The following is a 19,917-nucleotide window of genomic DNA, read 5'->3' on the forward strand; positions in this document are numbered from 1 at the left end:
GTCATCCCGGCCGGAGCGCAGCGGAGAGCCGGGATCCAGGATCGATCGCCCCGGCGGCGGCGCAAATTCCGGGCTTGATCCCGACCGCCCGGCGCAGCATGACGGCGCGTCCGTAGTCTGCGCAATCCGTCAAATATGCACCACCCGTCCAAACGCATCGAGCGCTGATTCGTGCATCATCTCCGAGAGCGTCGGGTGCGGAAAGACGGCGTGGAAGAGGTCTTCCTCGGTCGCCTCCAGCGTGCGGGCGACGCCGAAGCCCTGGATGAGCTCGGTCACCTCCGCGCCGATCATGTGAGCGCCGAGAAGCTCGCCGGTCTTGTCGTCGAACACCGTCTTGACGAGGCCTTCAGGCTCGCCCAGCGCGATCGCCTTGCCGTTGCCGACGAAGGGAAAGCGCCCGACGCGCACCTTGTAACCCTTCTCCTTCGCTTCGGCCTCAGTGAGGCCGACGGAGGCGACCTGCGGATTCGAATAGGTGCAGCCCGGCACTTTCGAGACGTCGAGCGGATGAACGGTGTTGAGCCCCGCGATCTTCTCGACGCAGATCACGCCCTCATGGCTCGCCTTGTGCGCCAGCCAGGGCGGGCCGACGAGATCGCCGATGGCGTACAGGCCCTTGACGCCCGTCTCCAGCCACTCGTTGACCACGACATGGCCCTTCTCGACCTTGACGCCGAGCTCTTCGAGGCCGAGGCCATCCGTGTTCCCCGTGATGCCGATGGCGACGATGACGCGGTCGGCTTCGACCTTTTCGGTCTTGCCGTCCTTCTTCTTCACCGCGGCGATCGCGCTTTGCTTGTTCTTCTCGAGCTTTTCGACCGTCGCGCCGGTGAGGATGGTCATGCCCTGCTTTTTGAACTGCTTTTCGGCGAATTTGGAGATTTCCTCGTCCTCCGCCGGCAGGATGCGGTCGAGCATCTCCACCACGGTCACTTCGGCGCCGAGGGAGCGGTAGAAGCTCGCGAACTCGATGCCGATGGCCCCGGAGCCGACCACCAGCAGCCGCTTGGGCATCGCGTCGGGAACCATCGCCTCCTTCGCGGTCCACACGAACTTGCCGTCGGGCTCGAGCCCGGCCTTAGGCAGGGTGCGCGCGCGCGCGCCGGTGGCGAGAATGACGTGTCTGGCGCGCACGGTTTCCTCGCCGCCGTTCTTCGTCTTGACCTTGACGAGGGGCGCGCCCGCGCCGTTCGTCGATTTGGCGAGGCGCGCGGCGCCGTCGATCACCTGGATCTTGTTCTTCTTCATGAGCCCGCCGACGCCCTTGGAGAGCTGGCCGGCGACCTTGCGCGAGCGCTCGACGACCGCCTCGAGGTCGAAGCCGACATTCTCCGCTTTCAGGCCGAACGCCTTGGCGTGCTGGAAATAGCCGTAGATCTCGGCGGTGCGCAGGAGCGCCTTCGTGGGAATGCACCCCCAGTTGAGGCAGACCCCGCCCAGATGCTCGCGCTCGACGATGACGGTCTTGAGGCCGAGCTGGCTCGCCCGGATCGCGGCCACATAACCGCCGGGCCCCGCCCCGATCACGCAAACGTCGCAAGCGATTTCCGCCATGGCTTCTGTCTCCTTCGTGATCGAAAAGCTGCGGCCGGGCGTTGGCCGCGCCGGAATTCGGCGCGACTATAGCGGGGCGGCCGCGGAATGAAAGACGGGAGGAGACCATGACGATCAAGGCGTTGCGCACCCCTGAGGCGCGTTTCGAGAATCTGCCGGGCTGGCCCTACCAGCCGCGCTATGTCGACGACCTGCCCGGCTATGAGGGTCTGAGAATGCATTATGTCGACGTCGCGCCGGAAGATGGGCCGAAGGACGGGCCGGTCTTTCTGTGCATCCACGGCGAGCCGACCTGGGCCTATCTCTTCCGCAAGATGATCCCGGTCTTCGTCGAGGCCGGCGGACGCGCCGTCGCCGTCGACATGTTCGGCTTCGGGCGCTCCGACAAGCCGGCGGACGACGAGACGTACACCTATCATTTTCACCGCAACGCGCTGCTCGCCTTCGTCGAACGGCTGGACCTCAAGGACGTATGCCTCGTCGTGCAGGACTGGGGCGGGGTGCTGGGCCTCACCCTGCCGATGGAGGCGCCGGCGCGCTATACGCGGCTCATCGTCATGAACACCGGCCTGCCCGCGGGCGAGGAGGCCCCGGAAGGCTTCGCCATGTGGCGGGCTTTCAATCGCTCGCAGCCCGATCTCGACGTTGCGGGCCTGATGAAGCGCGCGACGCCCATTCTTTCCGACGAGGAAGCCGCGGCCTACGCCGCGCCCTTCCCCGACCAGTCCTACAAGGGCGGCGTCCGGCGCTTTCCCGAGCTCGTCATGCTGAAGGAGAAAGGCGCGGCGGACCTGACGCCGCTGTCCAAGGAAGGCGTCGAGACGTCGCTCCGGGCGCGGAAGTTCTGGTTGGAGGAATGGGCCGGCGAGTCCTTCATGGCGATCGGGATGCAGGACCCGGTGCTCGGCCCGCCCGCCATGCACGCGCTCAGAAAGTTCATCCGCGGCTGCCCCGAGCCGATGGAGGTCGCCGAGGGCGGCCATTTCGTGCAGGAATGGGGCGCGCCGATCGCCAGGGAGGCGCTGAAAAGGTTCGCCCTGGCGTGACGGATCGCAGCCCCGCCGCGTCCGCCGCGCGCGCAACGAGCTTAGCGGGCTCGCTCGAACGTCAACACGAGATCGTCCGGATGCGAATCAGCATCCGGCGCGTTCGTGCCGCGAAATCTCAGCTCCTCGCCAAGCCCTTGATAGATGAGCGCGGCCGGGACGCGCGGATTGGGCTCGATGAGGCGAAACTCCGCCCGCTCGCCGTCCGCCGACACGAGGTGATAGGCGAGCGGCGCGTCTTCCTCCCATACGGAATAATCCGCGTTGAAATGCTTGAAGCGCAGATAGATTCCGTCCTCCTCGGCGCTGATGATGACAAGCTCGGCGACGATGAACCGCTCGCCCTGCGTCCAGCGGAAGGCGGCGACCTTCGTGCCCGCCGCCGCCGGCGACCACCATTCCTCCGCGCCGGCGGCCTCGCCCGTTCCGCGCCACTGGCCTGTCATGAAATCAAGCGCGGCGAGATCGTCCGCCTGCGCCGCGCCGATCCAGCACGCCAGCGCCGCAAGCCCCGCCGCCATCCTTTTCAGCAATCCGCCCATCGCCGCTTCTCCTTGTTCGCCCCGTCTTTATTCCATTTTCCGCCGCATGGCCACGGCGATTTCGGGGAGCGCTTCGGCGCTCGGCAGATAGGCCGGCTCGACGCGGTGCTTCGTGCGCTGCTCATAGGCGTAGCCATAGGCCAGCACCTGCGCGTCGGCGTCTTTCGCGCCGATGAAGGAAACGCCGACCGGCGCGCCGCGCGCCGCTCCCATCGGCACGGAAAGATGCGGATAGCCGGCGATGGCCGCCAGATAACCCGCCCCCGCCCAGGCCGGCCACACGTCGCCGTTGACCGGATCGATGCGGCCGGGCAGCGGGCCGGACGGCGAGACCAGGACGTCGACGCCATGCTCGGCGAGCAGCCTGTCGATACCCTCCTCCCGGGTCGCGCGCTGAATGGCGGCGCGCGCCTCCAGATATTCCGGCTCCTCCAGTCCGCCGCGCGCCGCCGAAGATTCGAACAGCGACTGGTCGAACAGCGCCAGCTCGACGTCCGCATGTTCTTCGTTGAAAGCGATGAGCGCGTCGAGATCGCGGGTCGCGACGCCGGGCGCGGCTGCGGCGAGATAGTCGTTGATCGTCGCCTTGAATTCATATTCGAGAACGGCGCGCGCCTTGCCCCAGAAATCTTCCGTCGCCGGCTCAAAATTCTCGATCTCGACGAGCTCCGCCCCGGCGGCTTTCATGTCTTCAAGCGCGGCGTCGAAGAGCGCAATCACGTCCGCGTTTTGGCCCTGAGCGAAACGGGCGACGCCGATGCGCGCGCCCTGAAGCGCGTCCTCGTCGAGCGCCGCGACGTAATCGGTTCTCGCTTCGCCCGTCGCCATCGCGTTCAGCATCATCGCCGCGCCTGCGACGGTCTTGGCCATCGGTCCGGCCGTATCCTGCGAGAACGAGATCGGCACGATATATTCCTGCGAGACGAGGCCGACGGTCGGCTTGAAGCCCACGATCCCGTTGACCGTAGACGGACAGATGACCGAGCCGTTGGTCTCCGTGCCGACCGCGCCCGCAGCCAGAGACGCGGCCACAGCGACGGCAGAACCGGAGCTCGATCCGCAGGGATTGCGGTCGAGCATATGCGGATTCCTGACCTGCCCGCCCAGCGCCGACCAGCCGCTCATGGAGTCGTTGGAGCGAAAATTCGCCCACTGACTTAGGTTCGTCTTTCCAAGGATCACCGCGCCAGACGCGCGCAGGCCTGCGACGAGCGGGGAATCGCGGCCGGCGACATTGTCCTTGAGCGCCAGCGCGCCGGCGGTCGTCGGCACAGGATCGAGGGACTCGATATTGTCCTTGAGAAGGATCGGAACGCCGTCGAGCGGGCCGAGCGCGGCGCCAGCCGCCCGGCGCGCATCCGATGCGCGCGCGTCCTTGAGCGCGTTCGGATTGAGCGCCAGCACGCTTTGCAAGGCCGGCCCCGCCCAGTCCACGCGCTCGATGCGGGCAACATACGCTTCAACGAGCGCCTCCGACGTGGTCTCGCCCGCGGCCAGCGCGGCGGCGATTTCCGGCAGCGTTTTGGCGATGACTCCTTCCGGCGCGTAGTCGGCCGCCTGTTCCGCGCTTTCCGCAGGCGACGCCTCTTCTACTCTCGGCGAACAGGCGGCGATGGCGGCCGCCGGCAGCATGGCGATGATCCAGCGTTTCATGAGCAAGCCCTCCGTTCTTTTCCGCAATCTCGCCTTTTCGGCATCGTCCTGACTGGAGCGCCCCACGCGGCAGGCTCCGTCCCCTCAGCGCGGCAATATACACGGGCGCGACGCCCTGTCGCCCCCTGGGAAGACGAACAGGTCGAGGCGGAGCGAAACGAACCTTGATGCGCAAAACCGCGACCCGCAGCAGGCGGCGAGGCCGTTAGCTGCTAATTGCGCCTGACAGCCGCCGGGGCCGCCGCTTGCCGGAACCTGCAAGCCGGCCAGGCGTGATCAGGCGGGCGCTTTTACGGGACAATATGTCTTGAGATAGGCCTCGTGCGCCGGCAGGCTTTCGACCGTTCGCGCGACGTTGCCTTCCACATGGGCCAAAAAGCGCGCCAGCTCCTCTTCGGACATCACGTCTGCAACGGGATGATATGTCTTCGGCAGCAGCCCCTGTCCCAGCATCACCTGCGTCCAGGAGTTCTCGGCGAACAGCTCGTCATTCGCTTTGAAGGCGCGCCCGGTTTGGGAAAATAGCCGCATGCGATGTTTCAAGCCGTCGGGAATATCCATATTGCGGCAGTGACGCCAGAACTCCGTGTCCGTCCTGTTCGTCAGATGATAGTGCAGGATGATGAAGTCTCGAATATGCTCCAGCTCGTAGAAAGTCTGTTTATTGAACTCCGTCACGTCGGACGGCTCGACGTCGCCGTGCGGAAACATCTGCATCAGCCTTATCACCGAGCGCTGGATCAGATGGATGCTCGTCGATTCCAGAGGCTCGATAAAACCGCTGGACAACCCGATGGAGACGCAATTGCGATGCCAATGGGCGCGCCGCGCGCCGGCGCGAAAGCGGATGACGCGGGGCTCCGTCAAGATCTCGCCTTCAATGCTGGAAAGGAGACGCTCCCGCGCTTCATCCTCGCTCATGTAGCGGCTGCAGAAGACAATGCCGTTTCCGGTGCGGTGCTGCAGCGGGATCCGCCATTGCCAGCCAGCCTCATGCGCGATCGATCTGGTGTAAGGAACCGGCGGGCGCGTTGACTTCGTCTGCACGGCGATCGCCCGATCGCACGGCAGCCAATGGGTCCAGTCGTCATAGCCCACGCCGAGCGTCTCGCCGATCAAAAGAGCGCGGAAGCCGGAGCAATCCAGAAAGAGATCGCCTTCAAGGGCGGTTCCGCCCTCGAGGACCAGCGCCTGAAGATCGCCGTTCTCTTTGCGCCGAACGCCGCAAATGCGCCCCTCCTTTCGGACGACCCCGTGCTCCTCGGCGATATTGCGCAGAAAAGCGGCGTAGGCGGTCGAATCTAGATGAAAGGCGTAATTGAGCCCGAGATCGGGCAAATGTGCGAACCGCTCCCGCTCCGCCGCGACGAGCTCCAGGCAATAGTCGCCGAAATCCCTCGCGATCCCCATTTCCCGGCCGCGGCGCCAGAAGTGCGCGAAGCCGGCCGTCCAGTGATCCTTGCCCGTCACGCCGAAGGAATGAATGTAACGATGACCAAGGTCCGTCCAGTTTTCGAAAGCGATGCCGAGCTTGAACGTTCCGCCTACAGCGCTCATGAACTTCGCTTCGTCGATGCCCAGCAACCGGTTATAGGTCACCAGCGTCGGGATCGTCGCTTCTCCGACCCCGACCGTTGCGATCGCGTCAGACTCGACGAGCGTTACGTCGACGATCTTGCCGAGCGTTTTGCCGATCGCCGCAGCCGCCATCCACCCTGCGGTTCCGCCGCCGGCGATAATCACTTTCTTGCGCGGGCGAGATTGACTCATCTGGGCGTCGCCTGTTCAGCCGGTTCAGCAGGAATGCGCGAGCTTGCCGGGCGGCCTTGCGCGTAATCGGCGCGAACGGATCGGATTTCTCGCGCCGGCGTTGCGAACCGGATCGCCTCGCGCTTGCCGCATGCGAGCCTCGATATCATGTCTCAAGCCGCGCATTGCGCCGATCGATCAACGAACGGAACTGGGAGAGCGAAGCGACGGCCATATAGATTGGTTGCAGATTTCCTGCAGCCTGAAGCCGGCCCAGCGCCGATGCGTCAAGGCCATAGAGCGCCTCCTCTGCGATGGTGTAATAGCCTGAAAGACGGCCTGTCGTCCCGTCATTCAGGGTTATGTCAAGCGTGAACGGTTCTATGAGCGAGAACTCTTCGAGCATCGCCGAAAAACCGGCGATGGACTGCTCGCCGTCATGCGCTTCCGCAAGAATGCCGAGCATTTCTTTCAGATAGGGCGAGTGTCCGCCATGCTCCATAAAGATCCGTACGCCATCCGTCTCGCTTACGCGCGGATGGTCGAGATCGATATGGGCTTCCGCCCGCCTGCCCTCGCCCTCGCCCTCGACGGACGAAAACCCGATCAGAAAAGGTCGCATGCGCATGGCGAGCGGCACATAGGGCGCGTCCCATACATCGCCCTTGAGAAAGAGATTCTCGCCCTCTTCGAAGCCGAACAGCGCCAGCGGCCGAAAGCAGGCGAGATTCGGATCCTTCGTGAAAATGATCGGATAATGCGCCTGCACATTGCGGAGCTCGCGGGGAAATACCGGGCATGACATGACGGCGTCGCCGAAAGCCTCGCCGCGCTCCGTTCGGATGCGCAGATTCGCGTGATCGACATTATTCAGTTGCACATGCCTGGCCATGTTTTCGCCTGTCTCGTCTAAACGCGCATCAAGCCATTCGTTAATGCATGATCTATCAATTCGCGATTTGACGGCAATCCGCCGAGAAATTTCTCGCCTCGCGCAGCGATTTCGCTCAGATGGCGCGCGACGCGCCGCGGATCGTCCTTCCGCCGCCGCAGCGGCCTTCGCGCCGTCTCAAACCCCATGCCGTACAACACGAAGGCGTAGCTCGCGGCCGGGAATATCTCCAGCGCGTCGGTGAAGTCCTCGCGCGACGGCGGATCGAATCTCCATTGCTCCAGGAGGCCGGCGAGACGCGCCGGCCATGTCTCGCGCTCGGCGTGAGCGCGCCAGTAATCTTCCGCGCGGCGGCTCAGCGCGTAATGCAGCTTCAGAAAATCGACGATGCGCTCCCAACGATAGGCGAAGCGCGCATTGAACCTCTCCGCGGCGCGCTGCATCATTGTTCTGCGCGCGGGCAGCGTGTCGCTGATCATCCTCGCCGAGAGCTCGACCATGACGATCGCCGAGGCTTCAAGCGGTTCGACAAAACCCTGCGCCATGCCGACCGCTACGACGTTCCTGACCCATGGCGTCTCGCGGTATGCGGAAGAAAACCTGATCAGGCGCGCATCCTCCGCGTTGGCGCCGCTGGGCGGCGAGACGCGGCGAAGATAGGACGCGAGTTCCGCGCGCGCATCTTCCTCGCTTTCGCAGCCGGACGCGTATACGTATCCCACGCCTCGGCGTGATTGCAACGCGATGTCCCATATCCAGCCCGCGCCCATCGCGGTTCCGGTCGTTTGCGAGGCGATCGGCGCGTTTTCATCCATATAGGGAACATGAAGAGCCAGGGCGCGGTCATTAAAAAGAATGTGCGATACATCCTTCGCTTTCACGCCAAGGGCGTCGCCTATCAACAGCGCTCTCGATCCGGTGCAATCAATATAAAGATCGCTTTGGAGAGCGCCATGCCTCCGCGTATTCAGGGTTCTTACGAACCCCGCCTCGTCCGTTTCGACGCCGACCACGTCGTCCGGGACGACGCGCACGCCAAGTCGGCGCACGCAATGTTCGCGCAAGAGGTTCGCGAATGCGGGCGCATCGAGATGGTAGGCGTAATTGACGACCGCCGCATATTCAGGGGTCGTCTTTTGTTTCGGCGCTTTGCCCGCAAGACACAGCGCCGCCTGACAGCCGATCGCCTGGGCGAACGGCGCGCCCGCCGGCGCCGCGCGCCATAACGCCAACATATCGACCTCGTCCGGGCCGGGAGGCGGATCGAAGGGATGAAAGTACGAATCGCCAGACGAGCCGTCGCGCCAGCCGTCGAATCTGGTGCCCTGTTTGAAACTGGCGTTGCAGCGCCGGATGAATTCCGTCTCGCGGATTCCGATCCGCCGCAAGGTGTCGCGAATGCTGGGCCAGGTCCCCTCTCCCACGCCGATAATCGGGATATTCGGCGATTCGACGACCGTGACCTCAAGGCCCTCTTCAGAATGGGCGCAATGCTCCGCCGCGATGACGGCGGCGGTCAGCCAACCGGCCGCGCCGCCGCCGACGATCATGACGCTTTTTACGACCTCGTCCGTCACTTATCTGACTTCCGCGGTTTCCCGAGATCCGCAGCCTGAAGGGAAGATACCACGCTCGCGCTAATCCGCGAGCGTGGCGCCTTGATCCCGCCCGGCCGGGGTTCGAAGCGCGCCGGAGGAAAACGCGCTTCGAGAATCCGGCTAAAACGTGTAACGGACGCCGAAGTTGTATCTCGGTCCTGTCTGGGTCGCAAAGTTGATGTAAGCAGGCGACCGACCGACGACGCGCCCGGTCTCGTTCAAGACGTTGATGCCTTCTACAAAGACCGTGATTTTCTTGCTCACGTCATAGCTCGCGCTGAAATCGAGCTGTCCGAAGTCTTCGACAAAAAGAGGATTATTCGGCGTGCCGCTTACGCCAATCGTCGACGAAAGGAATTTGCCGCGCCAGTTATAAGCGATGCGCGCCTGCAGGCCGTTCTTGTCGTAGAAGCCGATCAGATTGTAGGAGTCGCTGAGGCCGGTGAGCGCGAACTGCGGATCTCCGCTGGAGGGCACCTGCAGCTTGTCGAACGTCACGTCCCCGTTGACGATCGTGTAATTCGCGATCAGACCGAACCCCGTCTCGCCGAATATATGCTGGATCGCAAACTCCCAGCCGTGGAGCTCTGCGGCTCTCTGGTTGATCGGCGTCGCGATGTCGAAAGTCAGCAGCGGATCCTCGCCGGGCACGCCGAAGATGTTTCCGGTGAAGTTCCCGTTGCTGTCGAGCCCGGTTATTTCAAACGTCGAAGGATCGGCGTTCTCGAATATCCACTGGCGAATGGCCGCAAGGTCCTGATCCGAACCAAGCGCGGCGACGGCCGCATTCCAACGAGCGCCGCCGACCGGCGTGTACACTTCAAAGGGCGTTTGCGTAACGACGCCGGAGCCGATGAAGTTCTTTACGTCTTTATAGAAAAAACCGACGGATAGGTATGACCCTTCCTTGTAATACCATTCAGCAGACAGATCTATATTGTTCGACAGAAACGGCTTCAGGTCCGTGTTTCCGTTCGTTCCATTGCCTCCATTGATGCGAAAGAGCTGACTAACGGTCAGCCCGCCGGCGATGTCGCCATAGCCGGGCCGTGTGAGCGTCTTGCTGTAGGAAGCCCGAAGCTTCACATCTTCGAGCGGATCTATCTGGAAATCCACCGCCGGCAGGAAATAGTCGTAGCCGCCGGTAAATTCCTGAACGACGACGTTGTTGGGGTCGGTAAGACCGATGAGAACGAACTCGTTCGCTGCGACCCACTGCGCGCCCGAAGGCGCGGTCACCTGGGACGGGGAGACGACGTTGGTCGTTTCATAGCGGACGCCGGCGATGATCTGCGCCGGCATGTCGCCGACGTGAAAGTCCGAGACGACATCAAGAAAACCAGCCCAGCTTTCCTCTTCGATGCGGCGATCGATCAGAAAATCGTCCGACCGGCAGACGCCGTCTCCGCCGCATGCGTTGAAGAACGGCGGCCCGTCGCTGTCGATGATCTCGATCATTCTGTCGAAGTCAAAGACAAGAAAATCCTGCTGAGTCAGCTTATATCCGCTGAATTGGTCGAAATTGCTCGCCAGATCGACGCGGCGGAATATGTCGTCCGGCAAATCGGCGGCCGTGCCGACGCCGCCCCATGTATCTCGCTGCGCGTTGGCGAAAGCCGAGCGAACCCGGTTCTTCGTGTAGGTCGCCCCGAAATCGACGCTGGACACGATCGAGCTGTCGAAATCATACGAACCTTTGAACTGAACCTGATCGATTTCGGTTCGTATGAAGCTATTGGAGAATACGGACCCCGTCGCAATCATGCGCGCAGGGTCAATATCCGTAAACGGATCCTGGAAGCCAAGCGTGAGAACTGGAATCTCATTCTCGAAATTGACGCCCTGGCTGCGCAGCTGGAAGTCTGCGGTTGAAACCACCGAGCTCGTTCCGAACGGGCTGTTCTGACCGCTCTCTGCGCTCGACATGTGAAAGTCGACATTGAAACTCAACCGCTCCGTCGCGTCCCACGCGACATTCGCGCCGAACGATTTATTCTCGCTCTTTGAGCCGTCGCGACCGCCCCCCATAGACAGATCGCTTCCGGCGTCGCCGAAATCTTCGTTGTAAAAGATCGGATCGGCGATCGGTCCGTCTGTCCAGGCGCTCGTCGTATTGCCGTGATTGAACCAGACCGACAGATCGGCCCTGCGCGCGTCGATCTCATTGCGCGTATAGAAGTAGTCGAACGTCGCAGTGAGATTGTCTGCCGGCCGGAATTGCAGCGCCAGCTGTCCGTTAATCCGCTCGCGGTCGAAGCTGGCGAGCTGGTAATTGATGTTTTGCGGAACCGAATAAATATCGTTCGGACCAGGCCTGTTCGTCACTTGCGTGTCGTTCGGCGGCTGGGGAAGCGTTCCCCAATCATTCTCCGAGCCCAGAAAAGCGCCGCGCCAGCCGCTGGTCGTGCCGACCTGGGCCTGACCGGATTCGCGATCCTGGTAGCTGCCGGCGATCAACACGCCGATTTTGCCCTCCGCAAAGGTGTTGGAGAAGATGCCGGAAATCTCCGGCGTCACGGTCTGTTCCGCCAGAGTCGTCACCGACTTGTCGAGAACGGCCTTCGCGCCAAGGGAGAACCGCAAGCCCGGCATGTCTAACGGCCGCGCGGTTAGGATGTTCAGCGTCGAGCCGATGCCGCCCGTCGGGATGGCGGCGCGGCCGGTTTTGTAGACGGTGACGCCCGCGATGCCTTCCGCGGCGATGTTGCCGAAATCGAAACTGCGAGAGGACGGCGCGCCGCCCGTCAGGAACGCCGAGGGCATCTGACGCCCGTTCAGGAGAACCAGGTTGAAATCGGGGCCGAAACCGCGAACCGTCACCTGGCTGCCCTCTCCCAGAGAGCGATTGATCGACACTCCGGTTATCCGCTGAAGGGATTCGGCCAGATTCGTATCCGGGAACTTGCCGATATCCTCCGCCGTGATGGCGTCGACGACGCCGCGGGATTCGCGTTTCACATCCATCGAAGCCTGCAGGCTCTGGCGGATCCCCGTAACGATGATCACGTCTTCGTTGGTGGCGCCGTCGTCGTCGAGCGCGTCCTGCGCGCATACGGGCTGCGCAAGCGCGAAGGCGGACGCGCCGCCCAGAAGCGAGGCCGACAGCCGCGCGCGCATCTTGTTTCGCTTGTTTCTCATGTTCACCCTCCCGGATTTATATGCTTAATCGCGTTACAGCTGATCTTTCTCCCACGGACCTTGAGGCTCGCCAGACCATTCCTGTTTCGAAAGACACGCCAGCCCTGTTTCGATATCGTCCGTACACTGCTCGACACGAACCCAGTCGACGAGCATCTCGGCCGGAAACGCCGCGTCGTCGAAGCCGCCTTGGTTCGATTTTTCGGGCAGATTTCCGCCCACAGCGAGATTCAGGATCAGGTAAAACGGCTGGTCGAACGGCGCGAAAGGTCTGCCTTTCGCCTTCAGCGAGGCCGTATGCCAATCATCGCTCTTAAGTCGCATGAATATTTTGCCGTCGACGAACCATTGAATGACGCCCTCGCCCCATTCGAGCGTAAAGACATGCCATTCGTTCGCCGGCCCCTCGACCTTGGTCTTGTCGGTTTTCAGGTGCAGATAGGTGTTTTCCGGCGCCAGGCCGCCGAAATGCAGCGCCCCCGACGAGCGCCGCTCGACGCCGCCGACGCATTCCGCGCACGGCGTCTCAAGATTGACGGCTTCCATGATGTCGATCTCGCCGGACAGCGGCCACGGCCCATAAAAATCATCGGCGGGCATCATCCAGAACGCCGGCCACGCCCCCTGCCCCGCCGGCAGCTTTATGCGCGCCGAAAATCGTCCATACCTCCAGGACGCCAGGCCGCGCGTCATGATCTTGCCGGAAGTATAGGCGCGGGTCGCCTCTCCTTGGCGAGCGTCTTTATGATGCGAAGGATAGAGCGGCCCTGTGTAGACTTCAGGCCTCGCCCTCAGCTTCAGGACGCCGCCTTCGACGCTGATGTTCTCCGGTCGGTCGGTATAGCATTGGCGCTCATTGTTGCCCCCGCCCCAGCACGAAACTTCGGCCCGCCATTTCGTGCGATCGAGCGTATCTCCGTCGAAATCATCAGACCAAACCGTTTCCCAGCGCGGCGGCTCTGATTTCGCGCCGCATGCGGCGAGACCGGCGCCTAGCAGCGCCGGCGCTAAAACCGCCAAAACCGGTCTGACGCAGAAAAGGAATGTACCGGTCAACGGCGCCCCTCCCGAAATTCCTTCTTCTTTGATGCGAAGATGAAACCGCCCCGGCGCCGCCTCAATTCTCATGCGGCGAGTGGGAAGGTTGGTGCGGCGGATGGGAAGGCGAATCGCCGCGAGGTGAGTATTGCGGCGCAATAAACGCGCCCTGAGAGCGCGCCTGCCGGCCGATCATCGCTCCGCGCGGCGATCAAACGCGATAATTTAAAGAAGTCGTCAGCGTCGCCGCCGAGGAGCCGCCGACGAAGAAGTCGAACGTCCCAGGTTCGACCACATATTCTCCACGCTGGTTATAGAATCCCAGTTCTTCTTTTGTCAGCGAGAATGTAATGCGCCTGCTTTCTCCCGGGCGGAGCTCGATCTTCCGGAAGCCTTTCAGCTCGCGAACCGGCCGGCTGACGCTCGCCGTGCGATCGCGCATGTAAAGCTGGACCGTTTCCTCGCCGGCGACTTGTCCATCATTCCTGACGCGTACCGATATTTCGATATTCTCGCCACGCTGGCGAACGCTAAGCCTGGAATAGCTGAACGTCGTATAGCTGAGGCCGTGACCGAACGGATAAAGAGGCGCGTTCGATTCATCAATGTAATGCGACCAGAAGACCTCTTCTCTCGGCCCTGGCCGGCCTGTGTTGAGATGGTTGTAATAGATGGGAATCTGGCCGCCTGCGCGCGGGAACGTCATCGGCAGCTTGCCGCTCGGGTTGTACGCGCCGGTCAGAACATTGGTGATCGCCGTTCCCGCTTCGTGACCCAGATGCCACGCCTGCACGATCGCCGGCACATTCTCCGCCGCCCAGGAGAGGACTAGAGGCCTGCCGCTCATCACCACAAGGATGACGTTCTGATTCGCCTCGCAGACCGCTTCGAGAAGATCCTGCTGCACGCCCGGGAATCCGAGATGCGCGCGGCTTCGTCCCTCGCCGGATTGCATCGCGTCCTCGCCCAGCACGATGACGACTTTGTCCGCCCGCCCGGCGGCCTCGACGGCGGCGTCGAAACCGCTGCGGTCAGACGTGTTGACCAAGACTTCGTCGGCGAAGTTCGCCTGCCCGACCTCAAGCGCGGCGCCTTCTTCATACTCGAAATCGACGCCCGCGGCTTCGAATGCTTCGCGCACCGAAACCGCCGAACCGAATTCGGCCTGCGCGCGCCAATTCCCGAGCGGCGTATCCTTGTCCGCGGCGAGCGCGCCGATGAGCGCAATGCTGTCATGCGCTCGAAGCGGCAGAATCTCGCCTTCGTTTTTAAGAAGCACGATCGAGCGTTCGGCGATCTTCAGCGCCAGCTCCCGGTGCGCGGGCTCTGACAACGCCTTCTTTTCACGCGCGGCGTCCAGATAACGGTACGGATCATCAAATAGTCCGAGCTCGAATTTCACGCGCAGAACGCGCCGCACGGCGTCGTCGATCATCTCCATCGGCGCGGCGCCGTCTGCGGCCAGACCCTCCAGATAGCGCTTGTAGATATCGCTCTCCATGTCCACGTCGGACCCGGCGAGAATGGCGAGACGCGCCGCCTCGCGCGCGTCGGGGGCGAAACCGTGTGCGATCATTTCGAGACCTGAACTCCAGTCGGAAACGATGAATCCGTCAAAGCCCCACGCGCCCTTGAGGATATCGCGCTGCAACCATCTGTCGCCGGTCGCCGGGACGCCGTTTAGCGTGTTGAAGGAATTCATGACGACGCGCGCATTCGCGCGCTCGATCGCTTTGCGGAACGGCGGCAGCACGACGTTAAAGAGCGTGACGGTTCCGATATCGGCCGCATTGTAGTCTTTTCCGGATTCTGCGAATCCATAGGCGGCGAAGTGCTTGAGCGTCGCCGCGATCGTGTCGGGGGCGGCCAGATCCTCTCCCTGAAAACCGCGCACGCGGACCACGGCGATTTCAGCGCCCAGAAAAGGATCTTCGCCCGCGCCCTCCATCACGCGCCCCCACCGCGGATCGCGCGAGATGTCGACCATCGGGGCGAAGGTCCAGTTGAGGCCTTGCGCCGAGGCCTCAATCGCCGCGATGCGCGCGCTTTTCTCAATGAGGGCGAGATCCCAGCTCGCCGCCTCCGCAAGCGGAATAGGAAAGGCGGTTTTGTGCCCGTGGATGACGTCGTAGCCAAACAGCATCGGGATGCCCAGGCGCGAGTCTTCCACCGCGATCTTCTGGATCTCGCGCACGTCTTCGACGCCGATCACGTTCAACATCGAGCCGATCAGGCCGGATTTGACGAACTCGACCTTGCGGCGCTGCGTTTCATCCTGCGGCGCCGGCCCGGTCACGTCGCCGGGATCAGAGTACAAGACGAGCTGCCCGACTTTCTCCGCGAGGGTCATCTGCGCAAGCAGCGTTTCGATGCGCGCGTCGATCGCGTCGGCCTCGGCTCCGCGCGCTGCGGCCGCGAGACACATGAGCGCCGCCCCGATCGCCAATCCAGGGCGTTTTGCAAGGGTTTTCACGTTCCCATCCTCCCAGACGCCGTCAGCGCGAATTTGGAAGGTTATCCCGAATCGTCCCGGTCGAGCGCAACGCGCCGCGCGGCGGATCGTCCGATTCCTGCGGCGGATAGGATTGCGCGGCGCGAAAGCGGCGATGCTCACAGGCCCGACGTCAGCGCCTGGACGACGTCGCGGTACGATCGGCTCGTGCGCACGCTCGCGTCGTCGCTCATATGGATGAGAGCCTCGCCCTTGGGCAACAACGTGATCTCCCGAATATGCGAGGCGGCGACGATCGCAGACCGGTGCACGCGCGCAAAATGCGCCGCGGGCAGTTCAGACTCGAGCGCCTTGATCGTGACTCGCACCGTGACTTCGCGCTCCCCTGCGAGATGGAGCAATGAATAATCGCCCGCCGCTTCCACCCAGATTATCTCGGCATGAGGGATGAAATAGAGCTTGCCCGCATCCTTGATCTTCAAAACGCTCGCGTCGTCAGCCGGCGCCGTTTGCGCGACCCTTATTGGCGCGCCCGATTCCCGCTCACGGATGAAGCGGCGCAGGCGACTCGCCTTTTCGACCGCCTTTTGCACGCGCAAGGGATCAAGCGGCTTGAGAATGTAGTCGATCGCATCAACGCCGAACGCCTCGACCGCATACTCCGGATGGGCGGTCGCGAAGATCACCAGCGGGCGCGGTTCGACCGTGATCCGCCCGCAAGCGTCGACGCCGGTCAGATCCGGCATTTCAATGTCGAGAACGACAAGGTCGACGCCGCCGTCGTTGATGGCGTCAAGGGCTTCGCGAACCGACTGGCACGCGGCGACGAGCTCGATCTCGCCCGTATCGCGCAGCAGAGACGCCATCAGTTCAAGGGCGGGCGGCTCGTCATCGCATATGACCGTCTTGAGCATCCGATCTCCTCGCGGGAGGCGTCGCCGGGACATTTCTCTTTCGTCCCGCCGCTTGACGGCCGCCGCAATTTGGCGCCCCGTACCGACTTTGGAGCCGCCACAATGAAGCAGACGCCTGACGCCACGTCCAGCGCCACGCCCTTCTCCAAATTGCCGGGTTATTGGACCTTCCAGCTCGGAGGCTGGCTGGGCTTCGCCGCATTCAGCTACGTCACCCTCACGATCTGGTATAATCCTGGCGAGTTGATTCCCGCCATTCACACCGTGCTTCAGGCCCTATTGGGCATTGCGGTCAGCCATCCGCTGCGTTGGGTCGCAAAAGCCGTATGGGACGCGAAGATCTGGCTGCGCATTCTCGTCAACGGCGTCGCGATTATCGCCGCTTCGCTTGCATGGACGGCGTTGCGACTCGGCGCGTTCACGTGGATGTCGGGCGAAATCATCAGCATGGACGACTGGGGCGGATGGATCTTCGGATCGTTCACTGTCATGGCCTCCTGGGCGTTTTGCTATCATGCCCTGAAATACTACCGGCAATGGATCGAACAACGCGAATTGGCGCTCGAGGCGCAAAAGTCGGCTTTGGAAGCGCAGGCGATCGCCCAGCAGGAGAGCATCCGGCGGCTTCATGCGGAAAACCTGGCGCGCGAATCGAAGCTGCGCAGCTTGAAATATCAGTTAAATCCGCATTTTTTCTTCAACGCGCTGAACTCCGTCGCTTCGCTCGTGCAGAAGGACAACAAGCAGGGCGCAACCGAAATGCTTGCGCGAATCGGTGCGTTCCTGCGCGCGTCGCTCGACGAAGACGACGCGCTGCAACACACGCTTCGCGACGAAATCGACATTCTCAACCAGTATCTCGGCATCGAAAAAGTGCGTTTCGGCGACCGCCTCAACGTCGAATTCAATGTCGATGAAGATGCGCAATCGGTGGAGATACCGAATCTCCTTTTGCAGCCATTATTCGAAAACAGCATCAAACACGCCGTCGGCCGAAGCCTTTCGCCGACCCTGATCCGGCTCGATGCGCGCCGGCGCGGCGAGCGTCTTGAGATAATCGTGACGGATAACGGACCGGGCAAGCCGACCGCATCCAACGGCGCGGCGGAACGCTCTCCGGGCATCGGACTGCATAACGTCAGACAGCGGCTTCAATCAGTATACGGCGACGATTTTGAGTTTTCGGTCAGTCAGGACCGAACGTCGGGATTCGAAGTGCTGATCCGTCTGCCTTGCGGCGCGCCGGGTCATCGCCCGTTCTCATAAGCCTTCGAGAAGACGGCCCGTTCGGACCGCCGCGGCGTCCGGGTGTTGTGAATTCAGTCGCCATGGTCCGGCGATCATCTCTGTCTGCGGCAGGCTGGTGACGATGACAATCCTCTCTCTGACCCGAGGGCGTGTCGGGCGCGCGCGACGACGAGGCCTTACGACCCCGACAACTTCTCCGCAGCGGGGCCGCCTCGATCGACGCGGGCGCGCCGCTGACGCATGGAGTCGGCGAGATCGGCCAGATCGATCAGACTCAACCTCACCCGCGCGATCGGCAGCAGGATGCCGTTCTCAAAAGCAAGATGCTGCTTGATCTGCTCGGCGAACCGGTTGAGCCGGGCGCGCATCGCCGCGTCGATAGAAGCGCCGGCGCGGATGGCGCGCAGGTCTTCGATGATCCGGTCTAGCTCGGCTTCCTCCCACTGATGTTCGCCCATGATCTTCGCGATCGCCTCGTCGATGCCGTCTTCAGGAAGACATCGCGCCTTGAGGAGCGGAAACAGGCTCAGCTCTTCATCTGCGATATGAAGCCTGTATTCGCTTTCGAGAAACCGGATGATCGCCTCGATTTCGGCGGAATCGCATTCGCCTTCCGCCGTCATGGAAAGCAGCGAGCTGACTGCGCGCTGGCGGTAATGTTCGGCGAAAATGAAATCGAGCGGTCGATCGAGAAGATGAAGCGGCGCAGGCTCGATTGTCATGAAGCCGCCCCAGCCCGGTTCCGCCGGCAAAGAGGCGCAGGGCGGCGCGCCGCCTGGCGAATTCCTGTCGTCGCCGATCATGTTCGCCTCCCTAATACTGGAACCGAAGCGACGTCCAGACGATGCTCCGGTCCGCCGGGCCGAAATCGCCGCCGTCGAAGACGGCGCCAGAAAGCTCCGCTGACCAATGTTTTGTAATCGCAATCATGAGCCCGGCGTCCAGTTCGCGCCCGAAATCGAGCTCGCCGCTCTCGGACTCAAAATCATGCGCGGTCACGAACAAGTTTGCCTTGTGAAGGAACGTCGGCGCAGGAAGCCTAAGCGAGAGCGTCGCGTAAACATCTTCGATCCCCTGCGCAGGCGTAACCAGAAAGGCGTCGGCCAGTCCCTGAAACTTGTGCAGCGTCGCAAGCGGGGTGGAAAATCCGATCGCGCCGTTTCCGCCGAGACTCTCATAACCGACGATTGCAGCTACAGATCGAAGAGCGAAGGTCGCCTCGCCGTGCAGGTAAGATTCGCGATAATTGAACGGATTGCGCGCATGGTCCCTTTGGGACGCATATTCTGCGACGAATGAAAAATGCGCGCCGGCGGTCTCGTCGATCTCAATTTTGTTGGCGTAGCGCCCGCCCCAGGTCGCAGAAGAATTGACCGGGCTGTTCTCCAGGTCGAGCAACAACCCATAGGCGGATACGACCCCAAGACGTCCGGCGTCGTAGCTCGCCGCGAACACATGACTGTCCCCCTCGAATTCGCCGAATGGATGGTCGTCGCCGAAGACGCGATGCACGCGCCGGATATGCAGATAGTCGAACGACAGCCCCTTGACCGGCGTGACGAAAAGGCGCGCGGCGTCAAACGTCTGCTGGTTCTGCCGAAAGTCGACTGCGCCCAGGAAACGCTGATTGAGAAGATTGAACCGCTGCCGCCCGAACCTTATCTCCGCGCCGTCGATCCCGCTGAAAACAACCTCGGCCCGATTTATCTCAGTCGCCGCCGGATCGGCGACGATGGGAAACTGCGTGCGTCCATTCACCATAGAGTTAAATCGATCATCGCCAAGAACCGCGACATTCTCGAACTCGACAAGCGCCCGGATTCCGGCGACCACCCCTGTCTCGTAGCCGAACCGCGTACGTATCGTGTTCGCAATCGCACGCCGATCGAAGCCGTCCGTATCGTTTGTTTCGAAACGATAACGCACGTCGATTATCGGTTTGCCGGAGAGTATCGCTGCGATGACGGGGCTGCGCTGTTCGTCCGGCGTCGACTCGGCGGCCACGGCGCCGGCGAAGAGACCTGCTGCGAATGCGGCCGTTTTAAGGGCGACTCGCAACGCTCGCGCCTGGCGAGAACGACGGTCCATGA

14 protein-coding genes are annotated in these 19,917 nt (G+C 62.4%); 2 read left to right on the forward strand and 12 right to left on the reverse strand.

Annotated elements, in window-relative coordinates:
• Positions 1-129: 129 nt before the first annotated feature.
• Entirely contained in the window at positions 130-1,557 is a 1,428-nt protein-coding gene (gene lpdA, locus CHB64_RS06900; RefSeq protein ID WP_089411852.1) for a dihydrolipoyl dehydrogenase, read from the reverse strand.
• Positions 1,558-1,664: 107 nt separating this feature from the next.
• Between lpdA and CHB64_RS06905 the strand changes: the two genes are divergently transcribed.
• Positions 1,665-2,603: a haloalkane dehalogenase gene (locus tag CHB64_RS06905; RefSeq protein WP_089411853.1), complete on the forward strand. Its 939-nt coding sequence runs from the start codon at positions 1,665-1,667 to the stop codon at positions 2,601-2,603.
• 41 nt (positions 2,604-2,644) lie between these two features.
• On the opposite strand, the gene CHB64_RS06910 is transcribed toward CHB64_RS06905, so the two are convergent.
• The 9 genes from CHB64_RS06910 to CHB64_RS06950 all read right to left on the reverse strand — a co-directional run bounded on the left by CHB64_RS06910 (position 2,645) and on the right by CHB64_RS06950 (position 16,579).
• On the reverse strand, positions 2,645-3,145 hold the full coding sequence (locus tag CHB64_RS06910; RefSeq protein ID WP_089411854.1) for a DUF6265 family protein: 501 nt from the start codon (positions 3,143-3,145) through the stop codon (positions 2,645-2,647).
• A 27-nt stretch (positions 3,146-3,172) separates the two neighbouring features.
• Positions 3,173-4,798 carry an amidase gene (locus tag CHB64_RS06915; RefSeq protein ID WP_089411855.1) on the reverse strand — a complete coding sequence of 542 codons (1,626 nt, stop codon included), beginning with the start codon at positions 4,796-4,798 and terminating at the stop codon, positions 3,173-3,175.
• A gap of 276 nt (positions 4,799-5,074) precedes the next feature.
• Positions 5,075-6,568: a tryptophan halogenase family protein gene (locus CHB64_RS06920; RefSeq protein ID WP_089411856.1), complete on the reverse strand. Its 1,494-nt coding sequence runs from the start codon at positions 6,566-6,568 to the stop codon at positions 5,075-5,077.
• A gap of 145 nt (positions 6,569-6,713) precedes the next feature.
• Positions 6,714-7,439, reverse strand: a complete 726-nt coding sequence (locus CHB64_RS06925) for a SapC family protein (RefSeq protein ID WP_089411857.1) — start codon at positions 7,437-7,439, stop codon at positions 6,714-6,716.
• 17 nt (positions 7,440-7,456) lie between these two features.
• Positions 7,457-9,016 carry a tryptophan halogenase family protein gene (locus tag CHB64_RS06930; RefSeq protein WP_200815258.1) on the reverse strand — a complete coding sequence of 520 codons (1,560 nt, stop codon included), beginning with the start codon at positions 9,014-9,016 and terminating at the stop codon, positions 7,457-7,459.
• Between the two features lie 141 nt (positions 9,017-9,157).
• Positions 9,158-12,175 carry a TonB-dependent receptor gene (locus tag CHB64_RS06935; protein ID WP_089411858.1) on the reverse strand — a complete coding sequence of 1,006 codons (3,018 nt, stop codon included), beginning with the start codon at positions 12,173-12,175 and terminating at the stop codon, positions 9,158-9,160.
• A 33-nt stretch (positions 12,176-12,208) separates the two neighbouring features.
• The gene (locus CHB64_RS06940; RefSeq protein ID WP_200815259.1) at positions 12,209-13,195 is read right to left on the reverse strand and encodes a glycoside hydrolase family 16 protein; all 987 of its coding nucleotides are present in this window, start codon (positions 13,193-13,195) and stop codon (positions 12,209-12,211) included.
• Between the two features lie 229 nt (positions 13,196-13,424).
• Positions 13,425-15,686, reverse strand: coding sequence for a beta-glucosidase BglX (bglX, locus tag CHB64_RS06945; protein WP_200815260.1), 2,262 nt, complete (start codon positions 15,684-15,686; stop codon positions 13,425-13,427).
• Positions 15,687-15,823: 137 nt separating this feature from the next.
• Entirely contained in the window at positions 15,824-16,579 is a 756-nt protein-coding gene (locus CHB64_RS06950) for a LytR/AlgR family response regulator transcription factor (protein WP_159462436.1), read from the reverse strand.
• A gap of 69 nt (positions 16,580-16,648) precedes the next feature.
• On the opposite strand from CHB64_RS06950, the gene CHB64_RS06955 reads away from it, so the two are divergent.
• A complete protein-coding gene (locus CHB64_RS06955; RefSeq protein ID WP_143265956.1) occupies positions 16,649-17,845 on the forward strand; it encodes a sensor histidine kinase in 1,197 nt (398 codons plus the stop codon).
• A gap of 158 nt (positions 17,846-18,003) precedes the next feature.
• On the opposite strand, the gene CHB64_RS06960 is transcribed toward CHB64_RS06955, so the two are convergent.
• Positions 18,004-18,630 carry a hemerythrin domain-containing protein gene (locus tag CHB64_RS06960; protein ID WP_089411862.1) on the reverse strand — a complete coding sequence of 209 codons (627 nt, stop codon included), beginning with the start codon at positions 18,628-18,630 and terminating at the stop codon, positions 18,004-18,006.
• Between the two features lie 10 nt (positions 18,631-18,640).
• The gene (locus CHB64_RS06965) at positions 18,641-19,915 is read right to left on the reverse strand and encodes an alginate export family protein (RefSeq protein WP_089411863.1); all 1,275 of its coding nucleotides are present in this window, start codon (positions 19,913-19,915) and stop codon (positions 18,641-18,643) included.
• Positions 19,916-19,917 lie beyond the last annotated feature (2 nt).

The sequence above is a fragment of the Amphiplicatus metriothermophilus genome (assembly GCF_900199215.1).
In the GTDB taxonomy this organism is placed as follows: domain Bacteria; phylum Pseudomonadota; class Alphaproteobacteria; order Caulobacterales; family Parvularculaceae; genus Amphiplicatus; species Amphiplicatus metriothermophilus.